At 63.6% G+C, this 25,196-nt stretch carries 19 protein-coding genes; 4 read left to right on the top strand and 15 right to left on the bottom strand.

All coding sequences use genetic code 11. The features are described from left to right. Positions 1–906, top strand: coding sequence for a GGDEF domain-containing response regulator (locus tag BLR80_RS02705; RefSeq protein ID WP_092076036.1), 906 nt, complete (start codon positions 1–3; stop codon positions 904–906). Here BLR80_RS02705 and BLR80_RS02700 read toward each other — a convergent pair. Both BLR80_RS02700 and BLR80_RS02695 read right to left on the bottom strand, forming a co-directional pair. Continuing rightward, a complete protein-coding gene (locus BLR80_RS02700) occupies positions 879–2,495 on the bottom strand; it encodes a chemotaxis protein CheA (protein ID WP_092076034.1) in 1,617 nt (538 codons plus the stop codon). The genes BLR80_RS02705 and BLR80_RS02700 overlap by 28 nt on opposite strands. Before the next feature lie 11 nt (positions 2,496–2,506). Continuing rightward, complete coding sequence (locus tag BLR80_RS02695; protein WP_092076032.1) at positions 2,507–5,179, bottom strand: putative bifunctional diguanylate cyclase/phosphodiesterase; 2,673 nt, start codon at positions 5,177–5,179, stop codon at positions 2,507–2,509. Positions 5,180–5,420: 241 nt separating this feature from the next. On the opposite strand from BLR80_RS02695, the gene selA reads away from it, so the two are divergent. Genes selA through selD form a run of 3 tightly spaced genes read left to right on the top strand, consistent with a single transcriptional unit; the run spans position 5,421 to position 9,855 of the window. Beyond that, on the top strand, positions 5,421–6,860 hold the full coding sequence (gene selA / locus BLR80_RS02690; protein WP_092076030.1) for an L-seryl-tRNA(Sec) selenium transferase: 1,440 nt from the start codon (positions 5,421–5,423) through the stop codon (positions 6,858–6,860). After that, positions 6,857–8,818: a selenocysteine-specific translation elongation factor gene (gene selB, locus BLR80_RS02685; protein WP_092076028.1), complete on the top strand. Its 1,962-nt coding sequence runs from the start codon at positions 6,857–6,859 to the stop codon at positions 8,816–8,818. Before selA ends, selB begins: the two co-directional genes overlap by 4 nt. Next, positions 8,815–9,855 carry a selenide, water dikinase SelD gene (gene selD / locus BLR80_RS02680; RefSeq protein WP_092076026.1) on the top strand — a complete coding sequence of 347 codons (1,041 nt, stop codon included), beginning with the start codon at positions 8,815–8,817 and terminating at the stop codon, positions 9,853–9,855. Before selB ends, selD begins: the two co-directional genes overlap by 4 nt. Positions 9,856–10,002: 147 nt before the next feature. Here selD and BLR80_RS02675 read toward each other — a convergent pair whose 3' ends face one another. From BLR80_RS02675 to BLR80_RS02615, 13 genes are all read right to left on the bottom strand, one after another. Next, positions 10,003–10,575, bottom strand: a complete 573-nt coding sequence (locus BLR80_RS02675) for a flavin reductase family protein (protein ID WP_092076024.1) — start codon at positions 10,573–10,575, stop codon at positions 10,003–10,005. A 12-nt stretch (positions 10,576–10,587) separates the two neighbouring features. After that, positions 10,588–12,273, bottom strand: coding sequence for a radical SAM protein (locus BLR80_RS02670; protein ID WP_092076022.1), 1,686 nt, complete (start codon positions 12,271–12,273; stop codon positions 10,588–10,590). A 270-nt stretch (positions 12,274–12,543) separates the two neighbouring features. After that, complete coding sequence (gene ftsZ / locus BLR80_RS02665) at positions 12,544–13,689, bottom strand: cell division protein FtsZ (RefSeq protein ID WP_092076020.1); 1,146 nt, start codon at positions 13,687–13,689, stop codon at positions 12,544–12,546. An 87-nt stretch (positions 13,690–13,776) separates the two neighbouring features. After that, on the bottom strand, positions 13,777–15,006 hold the full coding sequence (gene ftsA / locus BLR80_RS02660) for a cell division protein FtsA (RefSeq protein ID WP_092076018.1): 1,230 nt from the start codon (positions 15,004–15,006) through the stop codon (positions 13,777–13,779). A 63-nt stretch (positions 15,007–15,069) separates the two neighbouring features. Further along, the gene (locus tag BLR80_RS02655) at positions 15,070–15,780 is read right to left on the bottom strand and encodes a cell division protein FtsQ/DivIB (protein ID WP_171906286.1); all 711 of its coding nucleotides are present in this window, start codon (positions 15,778–15,780) and stop codon (positions 15,070–15,072) included. A 135-nt stretch (positions 15,781–15,915) separates the two neighbouring features. Next, complete coding sequence (locus tag BLR80_RS02650) at positions 15,916–16,854, bottom strand: D-alanine--D-alanine ligase (protein WP_092076014.1); 939 nt, start codon at positions 16,852–16,854, stop codon at positions 15,916–15,918. Next, on the bottom strand, positions 16,838–17,770 hold the full coding sequence (gene murB / locus BLR80_RS02645; RefSeq protein ID WP_171906285.1) for a UDP-N-acetylmuramate dehydrogenase: 933 nt from the start codon (positions 17,768–17,770) through the stop codon (positions 16,838–16,840). The genes BLR80_RS02650 and murB overlap by 17 nt, the downstream gene beginning before the upstream one ends. Then, positions 17,767–19,149 carry a UDP-N-acetylmuramate--L-alanine ligase gene (murC, locus tag BLR80_RS02640; RefSeq protein WP_092076010.1) on the bottom strand — a complete coding sequence of 461 codons (1,383 nt, stop codon included), beginning with the start codon at positions 19,147–19,149 and terminating at the stop codon, positions 17,767–17,769. Before murC ends, murB begins: the two co-directional genes overlap by 4 nt. A 7-nt stretch (positions 19,150–19,156) precedes the next feature. Next, on the bottom strand, positions 19,157–20,236 hold the full coding sequence (murG, locus tag BLR80_RS02635; RefSeq protein ID WP_092076008.1) for an undecaprenyldiphospho-muramoylpentapeptide beta-N-acetylglucosaminyltransferase: 1,080 nt from the start codon (positions 20,234–20,236) through the stop codon (positions 19,157–19,159). Then, positions 20,233–21,342: a putative lipid II flippase FtsW gene (gene ftsW / locus BLR80_RS02630; RefSeq protein ID WP_092076006.1), complete on the bottom strand. Its 1,110-nt coding sequence runs from the start codon at positions 21,340–21,342 to the stop codon at positions 20,233–20,235. The genes murG and ftsW overlap by 4 nt, the downstream gene beginning before the upstream one ends. Further along, the gene (gene murD, locus BLR80_RS02625; RefSeq protein ID WP_092076004.1) at positions 21,320–22,687 is read right to left on the bottom strand and encodes a UDP-N-acetylmuramoyl-L-alanine--D-glutamate ligase; all 1,368 of its coding nucleotides are present in this window, start codon (positions 22,685–22,687) and stop codon (positions 21,320–21,322) included. The genes ftsW and murD overlap by 23 nt, the downstream gene beginning before the upstream one ends. A 4-nt stretch (positions 22,688–22,691) precedes the next feature. After that, complete coding sequence (gene mraY / locus BLR80_RS02620) at positions 22,692–23,768, bottom strand: phospho-N-acetylmuramoyl-pentapeptide-transferase (protein WP_092076003.1); 1,077 nt, start codon at positions 23,766–23,768, stop codon at positions 22,692–22,694. Between the two features lie 30 nt (positions 23,769–23,798). Continuing rightward, positions 23,799–25,190: a UDP-N-acetylmuramoyl-tripeptide--D-alanyl-D-alanine ligase gene (locus BLR80_RS02615; RefSeq protein WP_092076001.1), complete on the bottom strand. Its 1,392-nt coding sequence runs from the start codon at positions 25,188–25,190 to the stop codon at positions 23,799–23,801. Positions 25,191–25,196: the final 6 nt, after the last annotated feature.

The following is a 25,196-nucleotide window of genomic DNA, read 5'->3' as shown; positions in this document are numbered from 1 at the left end:
ATGGCCTGCACCGATCGCCCCACCATTCTGATCGTCGAGGACGAACCGGCGAACATCCACAGTTTGGCGCAGATCCTCCAGGGCACGGCCCGCCTGTGTTTCGCCACCAGCGGCGCCGAGGCCCTTGATATTATCCAGACCCTGGCCGTCGATCTGATCCTGCTCGACATCCTGCTGCCGGACACCAACGGCTTCGAGCTCTTCCCGCAGCTGCACGACAGGGGTACGGACCGACAGATTCCGATCCTCTTCGTCACGGCCCTGTGCCGCGAAGAGGAGGAGGCCCAGGGTCTGCGGCTGGGGGCCCTTGACTACATCAAAAAACCCTTCAATCCGGTGATTGTGCAAGCCCGTGTCAGCAACCTGCTGCGCCTGTCGCTGGCCTACCGCGAACTCGAAGCCAGCTCCAACAGCGACTTCCTCACCGGCGCCTTCAACCGCCGCTATCTGCTGAAGATGGCCGAGCTGGAACGGCACCGCTGGCGCCGCCACGAGCGGCCCTTTTCCCTGCTGCTGTTCGATATCGACCATTTCAAGCAGGTGAACGACCGCTTTGGTCACATCGCCGGTGATCGCGCCCTGCGCCATCTGGTGCGGCTGTTTCAGGCCCAGTTCCGCCAGGAGGATATCTTTGCCCGCATCGGTGGCGAGGAGTTTGCCGCCCTGCTGCCGGAAACCGACCTGAGCGGGGCCCGTGAGCTGGCCGAGCGGCTGTGCCATCTGCTGCCCCGTCATCCCGTTCTGCTTGACCAGCAGCCTGTAGCGCTGCAGGTCAGTATCGGAGTCGCTCAGGTGGACGGGACGCTGTGTCCCAGCATCGAACAGCTGCTGGAACAGGCCGACCGCGCCCTCTACCAGGCCAAGCGCCAGGGCCGCAATCAGGTGGTCGTAGCCGCGCGGGCCTGACGTCGCACCACCGCCAGATCAAGCAAAAAGACAATACGGCCATCGGCCAGCACCGCACTGCCAGACAGCCGCGTGATCCCCCGCAGCAACCGATGAAGGGGCTTGATAACCAGCTGCTCGCTCCCCAGTACCTGATCCACCTGCACAGCCAGCCGCTCCGCCCCCAGCTGCACCACCACCAGTTCCGTCCGCCCCTCAGCCGGCACGGCCACACCGCCGCCAGCAGCCAGCGAGCAGAGTTCGAGACACTGCTGGCGATAGTTCAGCGCTGGCCGCCCCAGCTGACTGCGCCACTGGCGACGGGCCTGTGGACCATCCAGCGACAGCACCTCGACCACCTGGGCCTGAGGCAGGGCATAGAGTGTCGATGCCACCCGCACCAGCAGGGTCGCTACCAGGGCCATGGTGCGCGGGAACAGCAGCCGAAAGCAGCAACCCTGCCCGGCCTGACTCTCGACCAGCACCTGCCCGCCCACCTGCTCCAGTGCCGTTTTCACCACATCCAGACCAGCGCCCCGGCCCGACAGGGTACTGACCACTTCGCGAGTGGAGAAGCCCGGCAAAAAGATGAGCTGCTGCAAGGCGGCTTCGTCCAGCCGTGCCAGAGCCTCCGGTTCCAGCAATCGCCGCTGCTGGGCCGTGGCACGAATCTTCGCCAGATCAAGGCCGCAGCCATCGTCGCGCAGTTCCACCACCACCTGGCCCTGCTCGTGCCAGGCCTGCAGCTGCAGCTGCCCCACCACCGGCTTGCCGGCCGCCTGCCGCTCGGCCGGCGTTTCCAGCCCATGATCGACCGCGTTGCGCAACAGATGGCCGAGAGGGTCCTTCAGCGCCATCAGAATGGCCCGATCCACCCGGGTCTGTTCACCCTCCAGAGTCAGCAGCACCCGTTTGCCGGTCTGCAGCGCCAGATCGCGCACCAGACGCTGATAGGGCTGCCAGATCTGACCGATGGGTTCAAGACGGCACGACAAGACCTCGTCTTGCAGCCGCAGGATGCGCTCGCCGGCTTCTTCCAGCGCCGTCGCCAGCACAGCCTGCGAACCGGCGCAGCGCTGGCGTAACAGCCCCAGTTCAGCGCTGATACCACTTAGGGTATTGAGAAAATCATCCAGCTGACGTACCGGCAGGCGGACAAAACCCTCCTCCAGCGGCTCGGCCGGCGCCAGCGCCGGCGCTGGCGAACCGCCACAGCCAGCAGATGAAGGCGCTGTTTCCGTTTGCGCCAGCCGCTGCAGCCAGGGTTGGCCGTCGGGTTCCGGCCCCTGCCCGGCAATGGCCGAAAGCCCCTGGCGCAGCAGATCGACACCTTCGAGCAGCAGACTGAACAGAGAGGTTTCGGCCTGCCGCTGACCGTCGCGCACCGCTTCGAGGACCGTTTCGGCACCATGCGCCACCTGCTGCAGCGCCGCAAAACCAAGCATCTGACAGTTGCCCTTGACCGTGTGCATGGCACGGAACACCTCATGCAGCACGGCCTGCTGACGCGGCTGACGTTCGAGCTGCAGCAGGCCGGTTTCGATATGCCGCAGCGCCTCGGCGTTCTCCGCCAGGAATTCGGCCAGCAGGGCCTGCTGCAGATCGTCCATGGCCAATCCTTTCAGGGCCGCTCAGCGGGCTGGCGGGCCAGCAGCAGTGTCAACTGATCGGCCGGCAAGGGCTGACTGAACAGGTAGCCCTTGCCGTAGCGACAACCTTTTTGCTGCAAAAAGACACGCTGCGCCTCCAGTTCAATACCTTCGGCAATAACATGCAGATTCATGTTGCGAGCCAGGTCGATAATGGTGGCGGCAATGGCCGCGTCATTCGGGTCGTCCATGATATCGCGGACAAAGGAGCGGTCGATCTTGAGATAATTGATGGGGAACCGTTTGAGGTAGGCCAGCGAGGAATAGCCGGTGCCGAAATCGTCGATGGACAGCCGCACGCCCAGCTGGCTGAGCTGGGTCATGGTGGCGATGGCGCCATCGACATCGTCCATCAGCAGGCTTTCGGTCAGTTCCAGTTCCAGGTGGCGACCATCGAAGCCGGTTTCCCGCAGCACCCGGCGGACCATGGCCACCAGATCGCTCTGGCGGAACTGGCGTGCCGAGATATTGACCGCCACCCGCAACGGCGCATAACCCGTCTGGTGCCACAGACAGCCCTGCCGGCAGGCCTGCAGCAGGGCCCATTCCCCGATGGAAACGATCAGGCCGGTTTCCTCGGCCAGGGGGATGAACTCCGCCGGCGAAATCATGCCCTGCTGCGGATGCCGCCAGCGCAGCAGCGCCTCGACGCCGACCACGCGACCGCTGGTCAGCTCCACCTGCGGCTGGTAGTAAACCACCAGGTTGTTCTGGTCAACCGCCTGACGCAGCGCCCCTTCCATCAACAGCAGGGTGCTGGCCCGCTCGTTGAGGCCCGGGGTGTAGAAACGGTAGGTATCACGGCCAAGTTCCTTGGCCTGGAACATGGCGGCATCGGCGGCCTTGAGCAGCGACACCACATCGCGGCCGTCCTGCGGATACATGCTGATGCCGATACTGGCGGTGACAAACAACCGGAAATCGTCCACCTCAATCGGCAGGGCCAGGGCGCGGCTGACCTCCTGAGCCACCAGAATGACGTTCTCATCGTGTACGATCTGGTCGATGATCAGGGCGAACTCGTCGCCCGACAGGCGCGCCACCGTGTCGGCATCACGGGCACAGAGCAGCAGCCGGCGGGACACCTCGCACAGCACCCGGTCGCCGGTTTCGTGGCCCAGGCTGTCGTTGATCTTCTTGAAACGGTCGATATCGAGAAACAGCACACCGACGCGGTGCTGGGCCAGGCGGGCCATGGAGATGGCGTGCTGCAGCCGGTCGCGGAACAGCTGACGGTTGGGCAGCTCGGTCAGGGCGTCGTGATAGACCAGATATTCGAGATGGTTGCGATTCTCTTGCAGCTGCTGTTCCGAGCGCTCGCGCTCGATTTCGGCGCTGACCCGTGCCGCCATGATGGCCAGCACGTCCTCGGCCCGTTCCAGCGTTTCGATGCGCTTGCGCGACAGCACACTCAACACGCCGATCACCTTGCCGTCGCGGCCGCGCACCGGGGCTCCGACATAACCCTGAGCCTGCAGGTTGACCACCAGCGGCGTGTGGGGGAAGCGTTGCAGCAATCCCTCGCTGACCATGAACATGCCCTCACGCATCACATGCTGACAGGGGGTATTGGTCGGGTCGAAATCGTACTCACCCAGCAAAACGCCATCCTGGCGCGTGGCCAGCGAATGAATCTGGCCGCTGCTGCGCAGGCAGCCGACAATGGCACAGTCGGCATCAAACCAGCTGCACAACTGTTCGGCCACCCGCCGGTAACAGGCGCTGCCAGTGTAACCCAGGGTGCCTTCCACCAGGGTCTGAATGGCGGCTTCCATCTGCTTGAGGCGGGTGATGTCCTGAATGGTACCGACCAGACCGGCCAGCTGCCCCTGGCGGTCAAAAAAGGGCGCCTTGTTGAACAGCACCCGCCGGCGACTGCCGTCGTTGCAATCGAGGGTGCTTTCGTAGGTACGTGGCTGCCCGCTGGCAAATACCCGTGCGTCCTCGCGGGCAGCCACCTCGGCCCGTTCGCTGGCATGCAGCTCACGGGCCTGACAGCACAGAATCTCGTCACGGCGGCGGCCGATCAGGCGGGCATAGCCCTCGTTGCAGCCGAGATAGCGGCCAGCCGTATCCTTGTAAAAGGTCGGGTTGGGCAGAGCATCCAGCAGACTCTGCAGAAAATGCAGCTCCTCCTGCCGCTGGCGCTCGATCTTGAGCCGTTCCAGTTCGGCGGCGGCGCGCAGGGCGAACATGCGCATGGCCGTCTTGATCAGACCGATATTTTCCAGCGGTTTACGGCTGAACACCGCCAGGGGCCCCATGACCTGACCATGCGAGTTGACCAGCGGAATGCCGATATAGCTGTCGACCTCCATCTGGATGGCAAGGTGATCGAGAGGAAAAAGTTTGATGACATCGCGCGGGTAATAACACAGTCCCTCGCGCAGCACGACATCGCAGGGGGTGTTTTGCAGGGGGAACAGGATATTGTCGATGATCTGGCCTTCGGCATAAACCGCCTCGGTCTGAATCATGGTCCGGTCGGTCGGGGAGAATTCCCCGACAAAGGCGTAATCGGCCCGGGCGGCCTGTGCCAGTTCCGTCAGCAAGGCGGCAAAAAACGCCTCGCCGACACAGCCGATCAGGCGATCATACACCTGACCGAGTACGGCCGGCGTCTGCTCCGCGGATTCCATTCCCATAGGCTTTGTTCCTTAACATGAAAAGCCGGCTTCATGACCACGCCCACCTCGGCAGACGCCCACCTGGCCAGCACCAAGCCCACCCTACCCCCGGACGCCTTGCATTTCCGCGCGCCAGCAGGCATAGTAACGGGCGCGTCCAAGATACGTCAGACGCCCCAAGGATTGCAAACATTTGCCGCTCACGGCGCCTTCAATATCCGTCAAAAAAATGCACCGCAAGGTGCGTTGCGGGAGTCCCATGTCTGAATCCAGTCAGCAGTTGCTACGCCAGCTGCCCGCCATCGACCGGCTGCTTGGCCTGGCGGCTGTCGCCAGCCATCCGGCTCCTCATGTTCTCAAGCGGGGCGCTGCCCAGCAACTGGTCGCCGATCTGCGCCGCCAGCTGCTGACCGCCGCAGCTGGCGCACTGCCCACCGATAACGAACTGGCTGACCGGCTGCTGCGGCTGATCGACCAGCGCTGCCGACCATCCTTGCGACGGGTGCTCAACGCCAGCGGCACCCTGCTACACACCAATCTCGGCCGGGCCCCCTTAAGCGCCCAGGCCCTGCAGGCCATCACCGAGGTGGCCAAGGGCTATTCCAATCTGGAGCTGGATCTGACCAGCGGCACACGCGGCCACCGCTACAGCCATATCGACCAGCTGTTGTGTCAGCTCACCGGCGCCGAGGCCGCCGCCGTGGTCAACAACAATGCCGGCGCCGTTTTGCTGGCGCTGACCGCCTTGGCCCAGGGCCGCGAGGCGCTGGTGTCGCGGGGCGAGCTGGTTGAAATTGGCGGCGCCTTCCGGATTCCCGATGTCATGGAAGCCGGCGGTGTGCGGCTGCGCGAGGTAGGCACCACCAACAAAACCCATCTGCGTGATTATCAGAGCGCCATCGGCGAGCACACCGGGTTGCTGCTGAAGGTCCATACCAGCAACTACCGCATCGTCGGCTTCAGTCAGTCTGTCGAGGCGACTGAACTGGTCGGTCTCGGACGGCAGCACGGTATTCCGGTGATGGAGGATCTCGGCAGCGGCATGCTGCTCGACCTGTCGCCGTTCGGCCTGCCGCGCGAGCCGACGGTGCAGGAGGCGGTAGCGGCCGGCATCGACGTACTGACCTTCAGCGGCGACAAGCTGCTCGGTGGCCCGCAAGCCGGACTGATTGTCGGCAAGCGCTGGGCCATCGACAAGATCCGCCATCATCCGCTGGCCCGCGCCCTGCGTATCGACAAGCTGACCCTGGCGGCACTGGAGGCCACCCTGTTCGCCTATCTCGACCGCGAACAGGCCCTGCACGACATTCCGGTGCTGCGCATGCTCAACCTGCCCGCCGAACAGCTACGTCAGCGCAGCCAGCGTTTTCTGCGCCGTTTGCGGCGCAGCCTGCCAGCCGACCAGGCCCGCCTGCAACTGGTGGAAGCCTGTGCCTGCGTCGGCGGCGGCGCCCTGCCCCTCACCGAGTTGCCCGGCTGCGCCCTGGCCCTGCAGCCGCTGCAGCAGAGCGCCGCCGAACTGGCCCGCCGCCTGCGCGACGGCACTCCGGCGGTGGTTGGCCGTCTGCAGGACGCCGCCGTGCTGCTCAACCTGCGCTGCATCGCCGTCGACGAGGAAACCGCCTTGCTGCAAGCCCTGTGTCAAGCCCTCCAATCGGCCACCGTCGCCAACGCTTTCGCCCCAACGGATGTTTCATGACCACAGCCACAATCCGCCATCTGATTATCGGTACCGCCGGCCATGTCGACCACGGCAAGACCCAGCTCATCCGCGCCCTCACCGGCATGGAAACCGACCGCCTCAAGGAGGAACAGCAGCGCGGCATCTCCATCGATCTGGGCTTTGCCTGTTTCCGTCTGCCCGGCGACATCGAGGCCGGCGTCATCGATGTGCCCGGCCACGAACGCTTTATCAACAACATGTTGGCCGGTATCGGCGGCATTGATCTGGTCATGCTGGTGATCGACGCCAACGAAGGCGTCATGCCGCAGACCCGCGAACACCTCAACATCCTGGAACTGCTGCAGATTCAGCGCGGCATTATCGTACTGACCAAGATGGATCTGGTCGAACCGGACTGGGCCGACATCGTCGAGGAGGAAATCCGCGAAACCCTGTCCGGCACCTTCCTGGCCAAGGCGCCCCTGTGCCGCGTCAGCGCCCTGACCGGTGAGGGACTGCCGCAGCTGCGCGCCACTCTGGCCGCCTGCGCCGCCGAACTGCGGCCGCGCGACGCCGACGGCCCCATGCGCCTGCCCGTCGACCGTCATTTCAGTGTCGCCGGCTTCGGTACCGTGGTTACCGGCACCCTGCTGTCGGGTCGGGTCGCCACCGGCGACCTGGTGGAGGTACTGCCTGCCGGCGAGCGTGTGCGCGTCCGCGATGTGCAGGTCCATGGTCAGCGTCAGACCGTTGCCCTCTGTGGCCAGCGCGTCGCGCTCAACCTGGCCGGCCTCGAACGCGAGCAACTGCAACGCGGCGCCGTGATTGCGACGCCCGGGGTGTTCGAACAGACCAGCCGGCTGGATGCCCGCCTGACCCTGCTGGCCGAGGCGCCGCGTCCGGTCCGTTTCCGTGATCCGGTCCATTTTTACCTCGGCACCGCCCATGTGGTCGGCCTGGTGGCCCTGCTCGACCGCGACGAACTCAAGCCCGGTGAAAGCGCCCTGGTACAGTTTCATCTCGACCGGCCGCTGGTGGCCCACCGCCAGGATCGCTTCATCATCCGCTCCTACTCGCCCATGACCACCATCGGCGGCGGTCTGGTGATCGATCCCCGCCCGGTCAAGCACAAACGCTTCCGCCCCCAGGTGCTGCAGGCACTGAAAGAACTCGAATCGGGCGAGGGCACCTTTGTGCTGCAGAAACTCAACGACCTGCAGGTGGCCCGCGTCAAGGATCTGGAGCAGCTCAGCGGTCTGAGCCGTGAACGCATCGGCCTGCTGCTGCAGCAGTTGCAAAACAACGGTGCCGTGGTGGCTCTGGCCGACCAGTGGGCCAGCCAGAGCACGGTTCAGCTGTGGCACCAGCGACTGCGCCAGCAGGTCGAAACCTTTCACCGCCAGCAACCACTGCTGCCCGGCATGGGCCACGCCCCTCTCAAGGCCAGCCTGCCAGCGGCCCTCAACCTCAAGGCGTTCGACCAGTTGCTGTACCAGGCCGGCCTGCAGCGCTGCGGCGAGTGGGTGCAACTGCCAGACTTTGTGCCGCAGCCCTCGGCCGCCCAGCAGCGCCAGCTTGATCGGCTACTGCAAGTCTACGGCCAGGCCGGTGTGCAGGCCAGCGGCCGGCGTGACATGCTGGCCCAGGCCGCCATCAGTGATGACGAGGCCGATGCTCTGCTCGGTTATCTGTTCTACCGCGGTGAGCTGATCCGCCTGAACGACGACACCTATTTTCACCGTGACAGCTACCTTCAGGCCCTGACGGTTCTGCTTGACCATTTCCGCCAGCACGACAGTCTGACCCTGGCCCAGTACCGCGATCTGCTTGGCAGCGCGCGCAAACCGGTACAGGCGCTGCTGGAGCATTTCGACGAACGCAAATTCTGCCTGCGGCAAGGCGACAGCCGGCGACCCTGGCATCTGCCCGCCAGCGCTGCCGCCGCCCTGACGCCGCCAGCCAGCCTGGCACCAACGGAGGAAAACAGCTCATGACAGGCACCCACCCGGCCCTGACCCGGCTGGCCCGCAGCGCCGGCTGAGCGGCCAAACTCGGTCCCGCGACCCTGGCTCAGGTTCTGAGTCAGCTGCCCGACAACAACGACCCCAATCTGCTTTCGCGCGACATCCCCTGCGCTGACGCCGGAATCTACCGCCTCAGCGACGAGCTGGTGCTGCTGCAATCGGTCGACTTCTTTACCCCGGTGGTCGACGACCCTTACCTGTTCGGCGCCATCGCCGCCGCCAACGCCCTGTCCGATATCTTCGCCATGGGTGGCCGGCCGCTGACCGCCATGAACCTGGTGGCCTTCCCGGCCTGTCTCGACAGCGCGGTGCTGGAGCGTATTCTGCGCGGTGGTATCGACAAGATCCACGAGGCCGGCGCCACACTGGTCGGCGGCCACTCCATTGAGGACGAGGAACCCAAATACGGCCTGGCCGTGACCGGCATCGCCCATCCCGATCGACTCGTCACCACCCTTGGCTGCCAGCCCGGCGACCAGCTGGTGCTCACCAAACCGCTCGGCACTGGCCTGCTGACCACGGCCCTGAAGGGCGCGGTTCTGACTGCCGCCGAGCTGCAGGACGCCCTGACCGGCATGGCACGCCTCAACCGCTACGCCGCCGAAGCCATGCTCCGTGTCGGCGTACGGGCCTGCACCGATATCACCGGTTTCGGCCTGCTCGGCCACGGCCTGGAAATGGCCCAGGCCAGTCAGGTTGAACTGCGCTTGCAGGGCGAACGGCTGCCCAGCTATTCCCAGGCCCGTGCCATGGCTGAAATGGGCTTGGTGCCGGCCGGCAGTCATCGCAATCGTCAGCATTATGGCGCACGCCTGCAGTGCCATCAGACCGATCCGATCCTGCTCGATCTGCTCAGCGACCCCCAAACCTCCGGTGGCCTGCTGATCGCCGTTGCCGCCGAGCGCCTGGACGCCCTGATCGCTGCCCTGCAGGCCGCCGGCGACCAGGCCAGCCATATCGGCGAGGTCGGCGGCCGGGTTCCAGACGGGCGGATGCTGCTGCTCTAACCACCAGCCCAAATAAAAAACACCAACGCCCCCGCAAACGTGCTTGCGGGGGCGTTGGTGTCTGGAGGGGGCCAGCCTTTGGTTATCCTGTGTCCCAGCTCAGTCCGTCCCAGTCCGGCTTTTGCCCGGCACTGTGCGGTCATGCGCCTAGGGCATTAGCTTCTTGCCAGCTGCAAACGCCTGAGCCACACAGTCACCCAGAGCGAAATAGGCACTGTTGCCCGGCGCGAACACCAGCGGATCGATCTTGCGGGCATCCGGCAAGCCGGCACGATCAAGGCAGGACGACTCCACCTTGACATCGCAGATCTCGCCAACAAACAGACTGTGACTGCCCAGTTGCTGCGTTGACAGCAGCCGGCATTCCAGCACCAGCGGTGCGGCACAGAGCAGCGGTGCATCGACCAACTCCGACCGCTCCACCGTCAAGCCCGCGACAGCCAGCTTGTCCTGGTTGCGACCGGAAGCAATGCCGAAGTAGTCGGCCTCGACCACCAGCTCGCGCGACGGGATATTGATGGTAAAGGCCTTGCGGTCGATGATGGCCTGATAGCTGTGGCGTTCCTCGCGGATGGCCACCATGACGCAGGGTGGCACTGAACAGCAGATACCGCCCCAGGCGGCATTCATCATGTTGGCGCGGCCATCGGCATCGTAGCTGCCGACCAGAAACACCGGGGTCGGGTAGGCAATGGGCTTGGCTCCGAGCGACTGTTTCATGAGGATTCCTCCTTAACGGGAACGTGAAGACGGGACAGCACAGACACCGCAACCCTGGCAACCGTCGAAACAGGTCGGCGACGACTGACCAGCCAGGGCGTACTGATATTCCCGCCACAGATAGTCCTTGCGCACCCCGCTGGCGATCCGGTCCCACGGCAGGGGGTCATCGTAGGCGCGATTCTGGTAGAGCAGCGCGGTCAGATCGATGGCATGGGTGCGACAGGCGGTTTTGAGATTGGTCCCCGCCGCCAGATCGACAATGGCCGCCGCCCCCCCCTGATCGGCACGGGACAAAAAGGCCTGCAATTCGGCAGCGCGCAGCGATTCAACCTGCAACTGCAGGTTGGCCTGGCGACCGACAAAGCGCCGCAAGGGTTCCAGCTGCTTTTTAAGCTGGGCCGGCGTCATCATGGCATGCCATTGAAACGGCGTCTGTGCCTTGGGCACGAAGGGGTTGACCGACAGGATGATGGTGCCAAGATGACCGCGCGGGCGCTGCAGCTGTTGCCACAGGGCGCAAACACGCTGCAGCAGAGCAATCATCTCCTCGATATCGGCCGCCGTCTCCGTTGGCAGGCCAATCAGAAAATACAGTTTGAGATTTTCGATTCCCTCCCGCGCCAGCAGGGCAACGGCCGCAAGAATCTGTTCTTCGCTCAAATGCTTGTTGATCACATCGCGCAGACGCTGGCTGCCGGCTTCGGGCGCCAGGGCCAGGGTTTTCTGGCCACTGTCCTTAAGATGACGCACCTGCGCCACATCAAGGCTGTCGATGCGGAGACTGGCCAGGGAATAACGCCCGCCGGCCGCACCGATGCTGCCGGTCAGCTCGGCCAGTTGGGGATAATCGGAAACCGAGGCGCCGACCAGTCCGATACAGCGATCCTGCTCCAGCGCCTCCTGTGCCTGGGCGCAGACCCGTTGCGGCGACTTGGCCCGGGCCGGCAGATAGACAAAACCAGTGGCACAAAAACGGCAGCCCCGCGCGCAACCACGCGAAACCTCGACCAGATGCATGTCACCAAAGGCGGTATGCGTCGTGCGGATATGGCTGCGACAATCGCTGGCATCGAGATCGGTCAGCCACTGGCGTTCCACCGCGACCGCCGGCGGCAGCGCCGGTACATAATACCCGGCCGTGGCCGCCAGCCGCTGAAGCAATTCCGGGCGTGACAGCGGCTGTTCCAGCAAATGCAGCAGCGGCGGCAGCAGCACCTCGCCTTCGCCGATAGCCAAGGCATCGAAAAAGGGCGCCACCGGCGCGGGGTTCATCAAACAGCAGATACCGCCGGCCAGGACCAGCGGTTGTCGACTGTCGCGCTCCTTGGCCCACAGGGGCAGACGCATCAGGGCAAACAGACGCGGCAGGTGCAGGTAGTCGTTTTCAAAGCTCAGGGAAAAGGCGATCAGGTCGAAATCGCTCAGTGGCCGCTGCTGCTCGAAACTGCGTAGCGGCTGGCCGCTTTTTTCGTGCCAGGCCAGCTGATCGGGCTCGGGCCAGAACAACCGCTCACAGTGGCAGCCGGGCTGCTGCCGCAGGGCCTGCAGCAACCCCTGGAATCCCAGATTGCTCATGCCCTGGCTATAGCTGCCGGGGTAGACCAGCGCGACGCGCAGACGCGCCGATGCCGGCAACGACGAGGCGGGCTGCTCGTCAGCCAGCAGACGATCGGAGGGCGCAGCGTGACGCTTCATAGGCTGAGCCGATCACCGGCCCCGACAACGCGGGTTCGGCGACCGGAAGAAAAAATGACGGGGACCCTCAGGGTCCCCGATAGGATTCCGGCGCCGGCAAAGGGCACCGGACAGCCCCCCGGCCACGACGGGCGGAGAACCGCGTGGCGGGACGCCAGCCCCACCGGCGCCGCGCAGGGAACGGCACCGGGCAGGCAGCAGACCGCGTCCGGCAGGGAGGTGACGGACGCGGCTGTTCGGGCACGCCGGTCGAACCGGCGCGGTGACAGCTTAATCGACACGCTTGCGCAAAAAGGCCGGGATATCCAGTTCGTCTTCCTCGCTGACCCGCTGCTGCATGCGGCGGGTGGTATCGCGCTGCTGACGCAGAATGGTCGGCACATCAAAATCGACCTTGGTGCCCAGCAAGCGGGCCGTGCCATCCTTGAGATCGCGCAGTTTGCGGCGATCCTTCTCAAAGGAGTCGCCAAAGCCGGTGGCGATGGCGGTAATCTTGATCTGGTCGCCAAGCTCTTCGTTGATCACCAGGCCGATGATGATGTTGGCGTCCTCATGCACCTTCTCATGCACGATGCGCGAAGCCTCGTCGAACTCCTCCATGGTCATGTTGCTCGAACCGGTGATATTGACCAGCACACCCTTGGCCCCGGAGATGTCGATATCCTCGAGCAGCGGGCTACTGATGGCCTGATTGGCCGCCTCGCTGGCGCGTTTCTCGCCCTCGGCAACACCAATACCCATCATCGCCATGCCGCGCTCGCTCATCACCGATTTGACATCGGCAAAGTCGACATTGATCAGGCCATCGGTGGTAATCAGATCGGAAATCCCCTGGACGGCCTGGCGCAGCACATCGTCGGCCGGCTTGAAGGCATCAAGAATACTCATGTTCTTGCCCGCCAGACCAATCAGCCGATCATTCGGGATCACGATCAGCGAATCCACCACCTTCTTCAGCTCATCAACACCGTTTTCGGCCTTGATCAGACGCTGACGGCCTTCACGGCTGAACGGCTTGGTCACCACGCCAACGGTCAGGGCACCGACTTCGCGCGCCACCTCGGCAATAACAGGCGCCGCGCCGGTACCGGTACCGCCACCCAGGCCACAGGCGACGAAAACCATATCGGCACCGCTGAGCAGTTCGGCAATGCGGCTGCGATCCTCCAGCGCCGCCTCGCGGCCCACCTCGGGATTGGCACCGGCGCCAAGGCCCTTGGTCAGCTTGCTGCCCAGTTGCACCTTCATGGGTGCGCGGCTGCGCTTGAGCGCCTGGGCATCGGTATTGGCGACGATAAACTCGACCCCGTTGATGTGCGCCTGGATCATGGCTTCCACCACGTTGCCGCCACCGCCGCCGACACCGATAACCTTGATCTTGGCGCTCTGATCCGCTGTTTCATCAAATTCGAACATGCTTCCCCCTGCTCCTTGTTTTTTATGCTTTATGCACCACTTCTCTCCGCAAAGCGGTGCCACGATCGGCCTGCCCCGGCCGCGTGATCAGAAAAATTCGCTGAACCACTCCTTCATGCGCCGCATCACCCGGTTGAACACCCCCTCCTGTCCGACGGCGAAGTGTTCCACCTTCTGATGCTGGCTACCATAGATCACCAGACCAACGCCGGTGGCGTAAACCGGCGAGCGCACCACATCGATCAGGCCGCCGACCCCCTGGGGCAGGCCACGCCGCACCGGCAGATTGAAGATCTGCTCGGCCAGTTCCGGCATGCCGGGCAGAATGCTGCTGCCGCCGGTAATGACAACACCCGAAGCGATCAGGTCTTCGTAGCCGCTGCGGATAATCTCGCGATTGACCAGGGTGAAGATCTCCTCCACCCGCGGTTCAAGAATCTCGGCCAGCAGCTGGCGCGACAGAATCCGCGGCTCGCGGCCGCCAACCGACGGCACCTCAATGGTTTCGTCCTTGCCCACCAGATTGGTCAGACAGCAACCATACTGCTGCTTGATGCGCTCGGCCTCGGCGTTGGGCGTGCGCAGCCCCAGGGCTATATCGTTGGTCAGATGGTTGCCGCCCAGCGCCAGGACCGCAGTGTGCTTGATGGCGCCATCGATGAAAATGGCCAGATCGGTGGTACCGCCGCCGATATCGACAATGGCCACCCCCAGTTCCTTCTCGTCGGACGACAGCACCGCCTCGGCCGAGGCCAAGGGTTCGAGCACGATATCGGCCACGCTGACATTGGCCTTGTTGCAGCTTTTGACAATGTTCTGGGCACTGGCGACAGCACCGGTAACGATATGAACCTTGGCCTCCAGCCGCACACCGCTCATACCCAGCGGCTCCTTGATGCCGTCCTGATCGTCGATGATGTATTCCTGCGGCAGCACATGGATGACTTCCCGGTCCATCGGAATGGCAATGGCCTTGGCGGCATCAATCACCCGCTGAATATCGTCGGCGGTCACCTCGCGATTCTTGATCGCGATTACCCCCTGCGAATTGCAGCCGGTAATATGGGCTCCGGCGATGCCGGCGAACACCGAATGAATCTCGCAGCCGGCCATCAGTTCGGCCTCGCGCAGGGCCTTGCGAATGGCTTCGACGGTGCTTTCGATATTGATCACCACACCTTTGCGCAGCCCGCGTGACGGGCAGGAACCGATACCGACGATTTCCAGACCGTTTTCCGTCATGCTGCCAATGATGGCGCAGATTTTCGTCGTTCCGATATCCAGCCCGACAATCAGATTTTCCCTGCGGTTACTCATGAGCCTTCCTTCCCCGGTTATCCCAGCCTGCCAGCCCTTCTGACGCGGCAGGTCGATGCACGCCTACCAGTGACGCTGTTTGACGATCACCTTGTCCGGCACATTCAAATCTATATAACTGAGTGACTCCAGCTGCGGCTGCAGCCGTGAATAAATCTGCTCCAACCGGTCAAGCTTGCCGGCATGATCGTCACGTCCCAGCCGCACCGCCACCGCCGCCGGCTGGGTATAGAGCTCCAGCCCGCTGGCCGGATCCATCCGGATCTGCGCCACCTGCGCCAGCGTGAACCTTTTACGCGCGCGCAGTTCAAGGACCAAGGCAGCGGTCTGCCGCAACAGATCCTGGCTGGCTTCACGCTGCTGCAACAGCTGTTCGCGACTTAAACCGGCCGCCAGCGGCAAATCCAGCGGATCGCCCTGATGCAGGGCCCGGAAGATCACGCCATCGTCATCGACATAATACAGATAGTCGAGGTTGAGAATGAACACCGGCTGCCGCTCAACGATGCGGATAACCAGCCGCCGCGGCAGGATGCGTGTCACCTCGGCACGGCCAATCCAGTCACTTTCCTGCAGTCGGCGACCTACCCGGTCAAGATCAACGTCAAAAGTTCTCATGCCCTGTCGGATATCTGACAGGGCAATCACCGTTTCCGCGTCAAGCCGCTGACAACCTTCCACCTCAATCTGCTCAACCCGGAAATAATCCGACTGGCTCAGAACCTGCACCAGCAGCACAACAGCGGCAGCCAGCAGCAGGGCGCACAACAGCATGAGCAGACTATAAAAAAAACGAAAGAGCGACCTCTTCGGTTTTTTTGCTTCCCGTTTACGCCGGTTGGGACGGGAATCTCCATTGAGCGGCGGACGGGTGGGGCGCATGGCGGCCAAGGTTCGCAGCGCCTCGACTCAGCGGTCGAGAGAAGCGTCCGCCAGCAGGCGCTCGACCAAGTCTGCAAAATCCATACCGACACAGGCAGCAGCCTTGGGCAACAGGCTGGTTTCGGTCATGCCGGGGATGGTGTTGGCTTCCAGAAAGTAAAACGCCTCCTCAGCCACCATAAAATCGATCCGCACCGCGCCCCGGCAGCCCAGGGCCTGACTGCTGCGCACTGCGGCCTGCTGGATAGCGCGATAACAGCCGGCCTCCAGCGGTGCCGGCACCAGATAATTCGTCTGCCCCGGGGTGTACTTGGCCTGATAATCGTAAAAACCCTGCGGTGCCTGCACCTCGACTATCGGTAGCGCCTCGCCACAGAGAACCGCCACCGTCACCTCGCGGCCAGCGATGTAATCCTCCACCAAAACGCGCCGATCATAGCGGCGGGCCTGGGCTACGGCCTCGGCCAAAGCGTCGGTCTGCCGTACCAGGCTGATACCGAGGGTTGAACCTTCGCGCACCGGCTTGACCACACAGGGCCAACGGGTCTGCTGCTGACAGAAAGCGGTACAGGCGGCCTCATCGGCAGAGGCCTCCAGCAATCGGGCCGCCGGTGTCGTGACGCCAGCGGCAGCAACAATCTGCTTGGCCATGGCCTTATCCATCGCCAGAGCCGAGGCCAGCACACCGCTGCCCGTGTAGGGAATCCCCATGATTTCCAGCAACCCCTGCACCGTGCCATCCTCACCATGTCGCCCGTGCAGGGCCAGAAAAGCCGTGGCGATTTCATGGCGGCGCAGTTGGTCTGGCAGATCCTCTGCCGCATCAAGCGCAAGCGCCCGGTAGCCCCGCTGCTGCAGGGCCTTGAGAACTGCGGCGCCACTGCGCAGCGAAACCTCACGTTCGGCCGAACGGCCGCCACAGAGAACGGCAACGGGTTCGGCGATTTTTTTAGCTGTTTGCGTCATCCATGGCTCCAAAGTCGCCGAGAAAATGAATCTCCGGCTCCAGACAAATCCCCGTGGCCCCCGCCACTCGCTGCTGCACCCGACGTATCAGCGTCAGCACCTCAGCCGCCGTAGCCGTTCCCCGATTGACGATGAAATTGCAGTGCTGTTCGCTGACTTGAGCATCGCCGCACCGCTCACCCCGCAGGCCGCAGGCGGCAATCAGCTGCCAGGCGCTGTACCCGGGAGGGTTGCGAAAGACACTGCCGGCATTGGGCCAGCCAACCCGCTGGGCTTGCCGGCGGTGCCGCAGGGCCGCCTCGCGCCGCGCCGCCAGTTCCGCCGAGGTGCTGGGAGCAAGTTCCAGTTCCACCTCCAGAACCACGCGCCGGCCTCCCAGGGCGCTGTCGCGGTAGGCGAAGGCACAATCCGCCGCTGACCACCAGCGGGCCAGGCCATCCTCCACCACCAGTACGCGCTGCACCCGCTGTCCGAAACAACCGGCGGCGACCCCGGCATTCATCACCACGGCGCCGCCAACCGTACCGGGAATTCCGGCCAGGTGCTCCAGCCCGGCAAGACCACGCCGGACCGTTTCGGCAATCAGACGGGGCAGCGGCCAGCCGGCGCCCAGCCGCAGACAGGCGGGGCGCGGCTCTTCCAGCAGGCGCACAGCATCCAGTTGGATCACCAGCCCGGCCACGCCGGCATCAGCCACCAGCAAGTTGCTGCCACCGCCGAGCAGGCAATAAGGCCAGCCCTGCTGCGCAACGAGAGCAAACAGATGCAGGGCATCATCGCGGTCGGCAGGCCGCACCAGCAATTCGGCCGGTCCACCGATGCGCCAGCGGGTGAGTGGCGCCAGCGGCACCTGCGCGGCCACCGTGCCACGCAGCTCAAGGCGCAGCTGTTCGGCGCAGGCGCCGTCGAGCTTCACGCTGCCGGGTCCGCCGGCGGCAGGGTGGCGATCAATTCTTCACCCAGCTGCCAGACATTGCCAGCCCCTAAGGTTATCATCAGATCGCCAGGTTGCAACAGTTCGCACAGCTGTTGCAGCGCCTGTGCTGCCGACGCGCAGTAGCAGGCCGCCCGGTGGCCATGATTGGCGATGGCCGCTACCAGCGCAGCACTGCAGACGGCCGGGTCGGCCGGCTCGCCAGCGGCGTAGACATCCAGCACCAGCAACACATCGGCCTGATAAAACGCGGTCACAAACTCATCGAACAGGGCCCGGGTACGACTGTAACGGTGGGGCTGGAACACCACCACCAGCCGTCGATCCCAACCGGCCCGCGCCGCCGCCAGCGTGGCCCGAATCTCCGCCGGGTGATGGCCATAATCATCCACCACCATCACCGCCTGATCATACTTGATCTGGAAACGCCGCTGCACACCGGCAAAGGCGGCAAAACCCTCGCGAATGGTGGCAAAGGGCACATCAAGCTCGCGTGCCACCGCCAAGGCGGCCAGTGCGTTGAGCACATTGTGCTGGCCCGGCATCTCCAGTCGCAGCCGTTCGCGTTTTTCTCCGGCCTGACAGACGGTGAAATCCAGACCACCGGCCGCCTGAACAATATCGGTGGCGTAATAATCCGCCTGTGGACTCAGACCATAGGTAACAAAACGTTTGTGCACCTGCGGCAGCATGGCCTGAACATTGGCATCATCGAGACAGAGCACCGCCAGACCGTAAAACGGGATCTTGTTGACGAAATCAACAAACACCTGGCGGATGGCGTCGAGATCGGCGTAATAGTCAAGATGATCGCGGTCGATATTGGTGACCACGGCAATGGTCGGTGACAGCCTGAGAAACGAGCCGTCGGACTCGTCGGCCTCCACCACCATGAAGGGCCCCTGGCCCAGTTTGGCGTTGGTGCCCAGCGCATTGAGCCGCCCGCCCACCACCGCAGTCGGATCAATGCCGGCATGGGACAACAGGGTCGCCACCATGCTGGTGGTGGTGGTCTTGCCGTGGGTGCCGGCGATGGCAATACCGTATTTAAGGCGCATCAATTCGGCCAGCATCTCGGCCCGCGGAATCACCGGAATCTTCAGCCGCTGGGCCTCGCGAACCTCGACATTGTCGGCCGGGACCGCGCTGCTGGTCACCACTACCTGGGCTTGGTGCACCTGCTCGGCAACATGGCCAATATAACAGCGGCCACCCAGATGTTCGAGGTGACGGGTCTGCTCACTTGAGCGCAGATCCGAACCACTGACCTCATATCCGAGATTAAGCAGAACCTCGGCAATGCCGCTCATGCCAATACCGCCGATACCGACGAAATGAATATTACGAAATCTGCCGTACATAAACGAACTAACGCTCCTTCGCCAGCTGCAGACAAATTCGGGCGACCCCAGCAGCCGCCTGTGGCATGGCCAGTGTCCGCGCCTGCGCCGCCATCATGGCCAATTCAGCGCGATTATGCAACAGCGCCACCAGCATTTCCGCCAGGTGCGCCGCCGTCAGTTCCGCCTGCGGCAACAGACGCGCTGCGCCGGCGCGCTGCAGGGCCTCGGCATTGCGCCGCTGGTGATCACCCGCCGCCGTCGGCAATGGTATCAGGATCGCCGGCCGACCACAGGCGGTCAGCTCCGCGATGCTGGTAGCGCCGGCACGGCAGACCACCAGAGAAGCCGAGGCATAGGCAGCGGCCATGTCTTCAATGAAGGGAACCACCTCCACCCCGTCACCGCAACCCTGTTCACTGTAGGCCTGACGCACGTCAGCCACCTCACGGCTGCCGGTCTGATGCAGCACCTGCAACTGCGGCAGCTGCCGCCGCACCAGAGCCAATGCTGCCGGCAGCACCCGATTGAGCACGGCGGCACCCTGGCTGCCGCCAAACACCAGCAGACGACTCGGCGTAGATGCCACAGCGGGCAGGTCGAACAACTCCTGCCGCACCGGATTGCCGGTCAGCACCACCCGCCGTCGACCAAAGGCATGCTCCGCCTCGGCCATGGCCACGCAGATACAACGAGCCCAACGGGCCGCCAGCCGATTGGCCAGACCAGGACAGGCATTCTGCTCATGCAGCACCACCGGAATCCGCAACAGACCAGCCGCCAGCACGGCCGGCAGGGAGGCGTAACCGCCCACGCCCAGCACCAGCCCGGGGCGAAAGCGGCGCAACAGGCCGAGCGCCTGCACCAGGGTGCGGGCCAACTGCGGTAGCAGCAGCAGCTGCCGCCAAAGCGACTGGCCGGCAAAGCCCTGCAATTCGACCAGATGGATGGCAAAGCCACGGGCTGGCACCGCGCGGGCTTCAAGCCCACGGGACACGCCGAAAAATTCGACCTGCGCGGCCGGTTCCTGCTGCTGCAGGGCCTCGGCGATGGCCAGGGCCGGGAACACATGGCCGCCGGTCCCACCGCCGGCAATCAGCACTCTCATGGCTGGCCGCCAGCGGCCGGTTGGGCTGAAATATTCAAGAGCACTCCCAGACTGAACAGGGTACAGAGCAGACTGCTGCCACCATAGGAAATCAGCGGTAGCACCAGCCCCTTGTTGGGCACCAGCCCCATCACCACGGCCATGTTGGCAAACGCCTGCAGACCCAGCAGCAAACTGATACCAAAAGCACAGAGTCGACCGAATCCGTCCTGAGCCCGACGGGCAATCTGCAATCCGCGCAGTACCAGAGTAAGAAACATGCCAATCAGCAACAGCGCCACGATAAAGCCGAGTTCCTCACCGATCACCGAGAAAATGAAATCGGTATGGGCTTCCGGCAGATAAAACAGCTTCTGCTGTCCCTCTCCCAACCCTGCGCCAAACCAGCCTCCCAGGCCGAAACCCATCCAGCTCTGGATGATCTGAAAGCCAGTATTGAGGGGATCATCCCAGGGATCGAGAAAAGCCAGAATCCGCTTGCGGCGGTACTCCTCGCTCAGGATCATGTAAACAAACAGAGGGCCAGCCGTGGCCACGCTGAGGAACAGATAACGCCAGCGCGTACCGGCCACCAGCAGCATGGTGCCGGTCACCAGCGTCATGATGACCGCGCCGCCCAGATCACGCTGCGCCAGCAACAGCAGCAGCCAGACCGCCAACACCAGCATGTAGGGCACAAAGCCATACCTGAAATCCTTGAGGCGGTCCTCCTTGCGCGTTGCCGAGTGGGCCAGATAGAAGATCAGCGCCACCTTGGCCGCCTCGGACGGCTGGAAGGAAAAACCCGGCAGCCGGATCCAGCGTGCCGCCCCGCCGGCACTCAGGCCAATGCCTGGCAAGAACACGGCGGCCAGCAGCAGGGTACTGACAATCAGCAGCACAAAGGCCAGCCGGCGCCACAGATGGTAGTCGATGTGCATGGCCGCCACCATCAGGCTCAGGCCAATCAGGGCATAGCTGCCCTGGCGCTTGAGAAAATAAAAGCCATCGCCATAGTCACGCAGGGCCATGATCGACGAGGCCGAGTAGACCATCAGTACGCCGAAGCAGGTCAGCGCTACCGTCAGGATCAGCAGTGTTGGATCAGCGGTCAGTCGCCGGCTCATAATCCTGCTCCGGCAGCGCCTCGACTGCCGCGACAAACCGCTCCCCGCGCTCCTCGAAACTGCGGAACATATCAAAACTGGAACAGCCAGGCGACAGCAGTACCGACCCGCCGGCCGGTGTCAGCCGCCATGCCAGCTGTACCGCTTGCTCCAAGCTGGTCGCCCGCTCAATGGCACAAAGATCACTCCAGGACTGCGCCATACGCTCGGCGGCTGCGCCAAGCAGAACCAGCTGTGGCCGTTTTTGCGCCAGCAGCGGCCGCAGCAGGCCGTAATCGCCGCCCTTGTCCTTGCCGCCAGCAATCAGGGTGATCGGGCCACTGAGCCCGGCCAGGCTCTTGAGCACACTGCCGATATTGGTTCCCTTCGAATCGTTATACCAGCGCACCCCGGCCAGATGGCGCACCAGTTCCATCCGGTGCGGCAGACCGCGAAAAGCGCAAGCCGCCTGCCAGGCAGTTGCCGGCGCCACGCCAAAGGCCAGTGCCGCCGCCAGGGCCGCCATCACATTTTCAACATTGTGCAAACCACGCAACTGCAGCTGGTCAGTATCCAGGAACAGCTGCTGGCCATCCCATCGGACTTCAATCCGACCGGCAGCGTAGGAAAGGCCCTGAGCCAAAGGGCGTTGCAGAGAGAACAGCCAGCGCCGTGCCGGACAGCCATCGGCCAGATCAAGCACCGCCGCGTCATCGGCATTGAGCACCAGCACAGAATCCGGCCCCTGGTTGAGAAACAGCCGGCCCTTGGCGGTACAGTAGGCAGCCATGTCGGCATAACGGTCAAGATGGTCGGGACTGATATTGAGCAGCACACTGATCGCCGGCCGGAAACGCACGATGGTTTCCAGCTGAAAGGACGACAGTTCAACCACCAGCGCATCCCACGGCTGGTCAACTGCGGCGCACAGCGGTGTGCCCAGATTGCCACCGACAAACACCCGCTTGCCGGCAGCCGTCAGCATGGCACCGAGCAGACAGGTGGTCGTCGATTTGCCATTGGTGCCGCTTACGGCCAGAATCGGCGCGGTCAGAAAGCGGCTGGCCAGTTCAACCTCACCCCACAGCGGCACTCCCCGCGCCACCGCCTGCCGGATCAGGGGCAGATCTTGTGGCACCCCGGGACTGAGCACCAGCAGGTCGGCACCAGCGAACAATGCAGCGCTGTGGCCGCCAAGATCACGCCCGACCTCCGGCAGCAGCTGATCCAGATGAGACAATTCAGCGACAGTGCGACAGTCCGTGAGGCTGACACAGGCGCCACGCCTGAGACACAGATTGGCGGCCGCCACGCCACTGCTGCCACCGCCGACCACCAGCACCCGTTTCCCCTTCAGGTCATCCATCGCCTCACCTCAGCTTCAGGGTCGACAGGGCCACCAGCGCCAGCACAATGCTGATGATCCAGAATCGGACAATCACCTTGGGCTCCGGCCAGCCTTTGAGCTCGAAATGATGGTGCAGCGGCGCCATACGGAACACCCGCCGACCCAACAGACGAAACGAGGCCACCTGAACAATAACCGACAGCGCCTCAACCACGAAGATGCCGCCAACAATGACCAGCACCAGCTCCTGTTTGACAATCACCGCGATGATACCCAGCGCGCCACCCAGCGACAGACTGCCGACGTCACCCATGAACACCTGCGCCGGATAGCTGTTGAACCAGAGAAAGCCCAGACCGGCACCCACCATGGCACCACAAAGAATGGCCAGTTCACCGGCACCGGGCACACCGCTGATCTGCAGGTAGGTCGCCAGGCGGGCGTTACCGGCCAGATAGGCGAACAGCAGGTAGGCAGCGGCGGCGATGATCATCGGCCCGATGGCCAGACCGTCAAGACCGTCGGTCAGGTTGACGGCATTGCCTGAACCCACCACGACCAGCAGGATCAGCCCCAGATACAGCAGCCCCAGTTCGGGGTTGAGCCCTTTGAAAAAAGGCACACTCAGATGGGTCGAAAATCCGGTCCCCTGCAACAGCGTCAATCCGGCAACGGCGGCAATCAGCAGCTGCCACAGCAATTTGCCACGCGCGCTCAGGCCATCGGAATTCTTCCACTTGACCTTTTTGTAGTCATCGATAAAACCGATCACACCGTAGCCCACCGTGACAAAGAGAGCGATCCAGACATAGCGATTCGTCAGGTCAGCCCACAACAGGGTGGGAACAACGATGGCGATCAGAATCAGGGTGCCGCCCATGGTGGGCGTTCCCTCCTTCTTGAAATGCGACTCGGGTCCGACCTTGCGAATGGTCTGGCCAATCTGCAACCGGCTAAGCCGGTCAATCACCCAGGGCCCGAGCATAAAAGACAGCAGCAACGCCGTGATGGTGGCATAAATGGTCCGGAAGGTGATGAACCGAAACACATACAATGCCGAGAATTCCGTGTGCAGCGGATAGAGCAGATGATAGAGCATGAGGGCCTTCCTCTGGCGAAAAACGCTCTTTTACGCGACTTTACCCGCCTGGCGCAACAGAAATTCGACGACGGTTTCCATCCGCATGCCGCGCGATCCCTTGACCAGCACACAATCATCCGGCCGCACCTGTTCAGCCAGCCAGCGAGCCATGGCATCATGGCTGTCGCAGGCCAGGCAGCAGTCGAGCGCCAGGCCGGCACGAGCAGCGCCACCAAGCAGCGCCTCACGGTAGTTCCCCAGTGCCAGCAGATAGTCCACCCGCGCCGCAGCAAAGGCACCAACATCCTCATGACAGCCGGCCGCCGCTTCACCCAACTCCAGCATATCGGCCAGTACGGCAATCCGGCGACCACGACAGGGCCAGCTATGCAGCACCTCCAGGGCCGCCTGCATCGACTGCGGATTGGCGTTGTAGCTATCATCCAGCAAAGTGGTGCCGTCACTGAGTTCACGCACCTCCAGTCGCGCCGCAGCCATGCGAACACGCTGCAACCCCGCGACAACCTCTTCCAGGTCACGCCCCAGATGCAGAGCCGCAGCGGCCGCCGCCAACGCGTTGTACACCTGGTGACGACCCGGCAGTGGCAATGTCAGTTCGACACTGCCGGCCGGACAGTGCAGACAAAACTGCATGGCGCGACCCGGTCGCAGGTCAGTGGCCCTGACGTCGGCTGTGGCACCCAGGCCAAAGGTCTGGCGAATCACACCGGCAGGCAGGCTCAGGCGCATCAGCTCGGGATCATCGGCATTGAGCAGGGCCAGACTGCCCGGCTTGAGATGAGCCAGCAGTTCGGCCTTGGCCCGCGCCACGCCACGGACACTGCCAAGTCCCTGCAGGTGCCCGGCTCCGATATTGGTGATAATAGCCAGGGTTGGTTCGGCGATCCGCGCCAGCTGATCGATTTCACCCGGCGCACTCATGCCCATTTCCAGCACCATAAAGCGATGAGCACTCTCCAGCCGGCACAGGGTCAGGGGCAGCCCGATCAGATTGTTGTAGTTGCCCAGAGTGCGCAGGCCCTCCTCGCGCAAAGAGAGGATGCTGGCCAGCATTTCCTTGGTCGAGGTTTTGCCGCTGGTGCCGGTGATGGCCGCCACCGGCCCGGCAAAACCACGCCGCACCGAACGGGCCAACTGCCCCAGAGCCGTCAGGCAATTGCCGACCTGGATCACCGGCACGGGCAGACCACCAACCACCTCCTCGCTCAGGCAGGCCGCCGCACCATGCTCGACGGCTTGGCGCAGATAATCGTGACCGTCATAATGGGGACCACGGAGCGGAATGAACAGATCACCTGACTGCAGGGTCCGGCTATCGGTCGATACGCCCGTTACCAGCTGTGGCAACACCGTCGCCTGGCCGGCACCGACCAGACGCCCACCCACGATGTCCAGAATTTGCTGACAGCTCCATTGCATCCTGCG

The organism is Desulfuromonas thiophila, assembly GCF_900101955.1.
Lineage (GTDB): Bacteria > Desulfobacterota > Desulfuromonadia > Desulfuromonadales > Desulfuromonadaceae > Pseudodesulfuromonas > Pseudodesulfuromonas thiophila.
Note: the sequence above shows the minus strand (reverse complement) of the source record. Positions and strands in the feature narration are given on the sequence as shown.

Coding starts and splice junctions, on each gene's coding strand:
- BLR80_RS02705 (WP_092076036.1), top strand. CDS start 1: ATGGCCTGCACCGATCGCCCCACCATTCTGATCGTCGAGGACGAACCG.
- BLR80_RS02700 (WP_092076034.1), bottom strand. CDS start 2,495: ATGGACGATCTGCAGCAGGCCCTGCTGGCCGAATTCCTGGCGGAGAAC.
- BLR80_RS02695 (WP_092076032.1), bottom strand. CDS start 5,179: ATGGGAATGGAATCCGCGGAGCAGACGCCGGCCGTACTCGGTCAGGTG.
- selA (WP_092076030.1), top strand. CDS start 5,421: ATGTCTGAATCCAGTCAGCAGTTGCTACGCCAGCTGCCCGCCATCGAC.
- selB (WP_092076028.1), top strand. CDS start 6,857: ATGACCACAGCCACAATCCGCCATCTGATTATCGGTACCGCCGGCCAT.
- BLR80_RS02675 (WP_092076024.1), bottom strand. CDS start 10,575: ATGAAACAGTCGCTCGGAGCCAAGCCCATTGCCTACCCGACCCCGGTG.
- BLR80_RS02670 (WP_092076022.1), bottom strand. CDS start 12,273: ATGAAGCGTCACGCTGCGCCCTCCGATCGTCTGCTGGCTGACGAGCAG.
- ftsZ (WP_092076020.1), bottom strand. CDS start 13,689: ATGTTCGAATTTGATGAAACAGCGGATCAGAGCGCCAAGATCAAGGTT.
- ftsA (WP_092076018.1), bottom strand. CDS start 15,006: ATGAGTAACCGCAGGGAAAATCTGATTGTCGGGCTGGATATCGGAACG.
- BLR80_RS02655 (WP_171906286.1), bottom strand. CDS start 15,780: ATGCTGTTGTGCGCCCTGCTGCTGGCTGCCGCTGTTGTGCTGCTGGTG.
- BLR80_RS02650 (WP_092076014.1), bottom strand. CDS start 16,854: ATGACGCAAACAGCTAAAAAAATCGCCGAACCCGTTGCCGTTCTCTGT.
- murC (WP_092076010.1), bottom strand. CDS start 19,149: ATGTACGGCAGATTTCGTAATATTCATTTCGTCGGTATCGGCGGTATT.
- murG (WP_092076008.1), bottom strand. CDS start 20,236: ATGAGAGTGCTGATTGCCGGCGGTGGGACCGGCGGCCATGTGTTCCCG.
- ftsW (WP_092076006.1), bottom strand. CDS start 21,342: ATGAGCCGGCGACTGACCGCTGATCCAACACTGCTGATCCTGACGGTA.
- murD (WP_092076004.1), bottom strand. CDS start 22,687: ATGGATGACCTGAAGGGGAAACGGGTGCTGGTGGTCGGCGGTGGCAGC.
- mraY (WP_092076003.1), bottom strand. CDS start 23,768: ATGCTCTATCATCTGCTCTATCCGCTGCACACGGAATTCTCGGCATTG.
- BLR80_RS02615 (WP_092076001.1), bottom strand. CDS start 25,190: ATGCAATGGAGCTGTCAGCAAATTCTGGACATCGTGGGTGGGCGTCTG.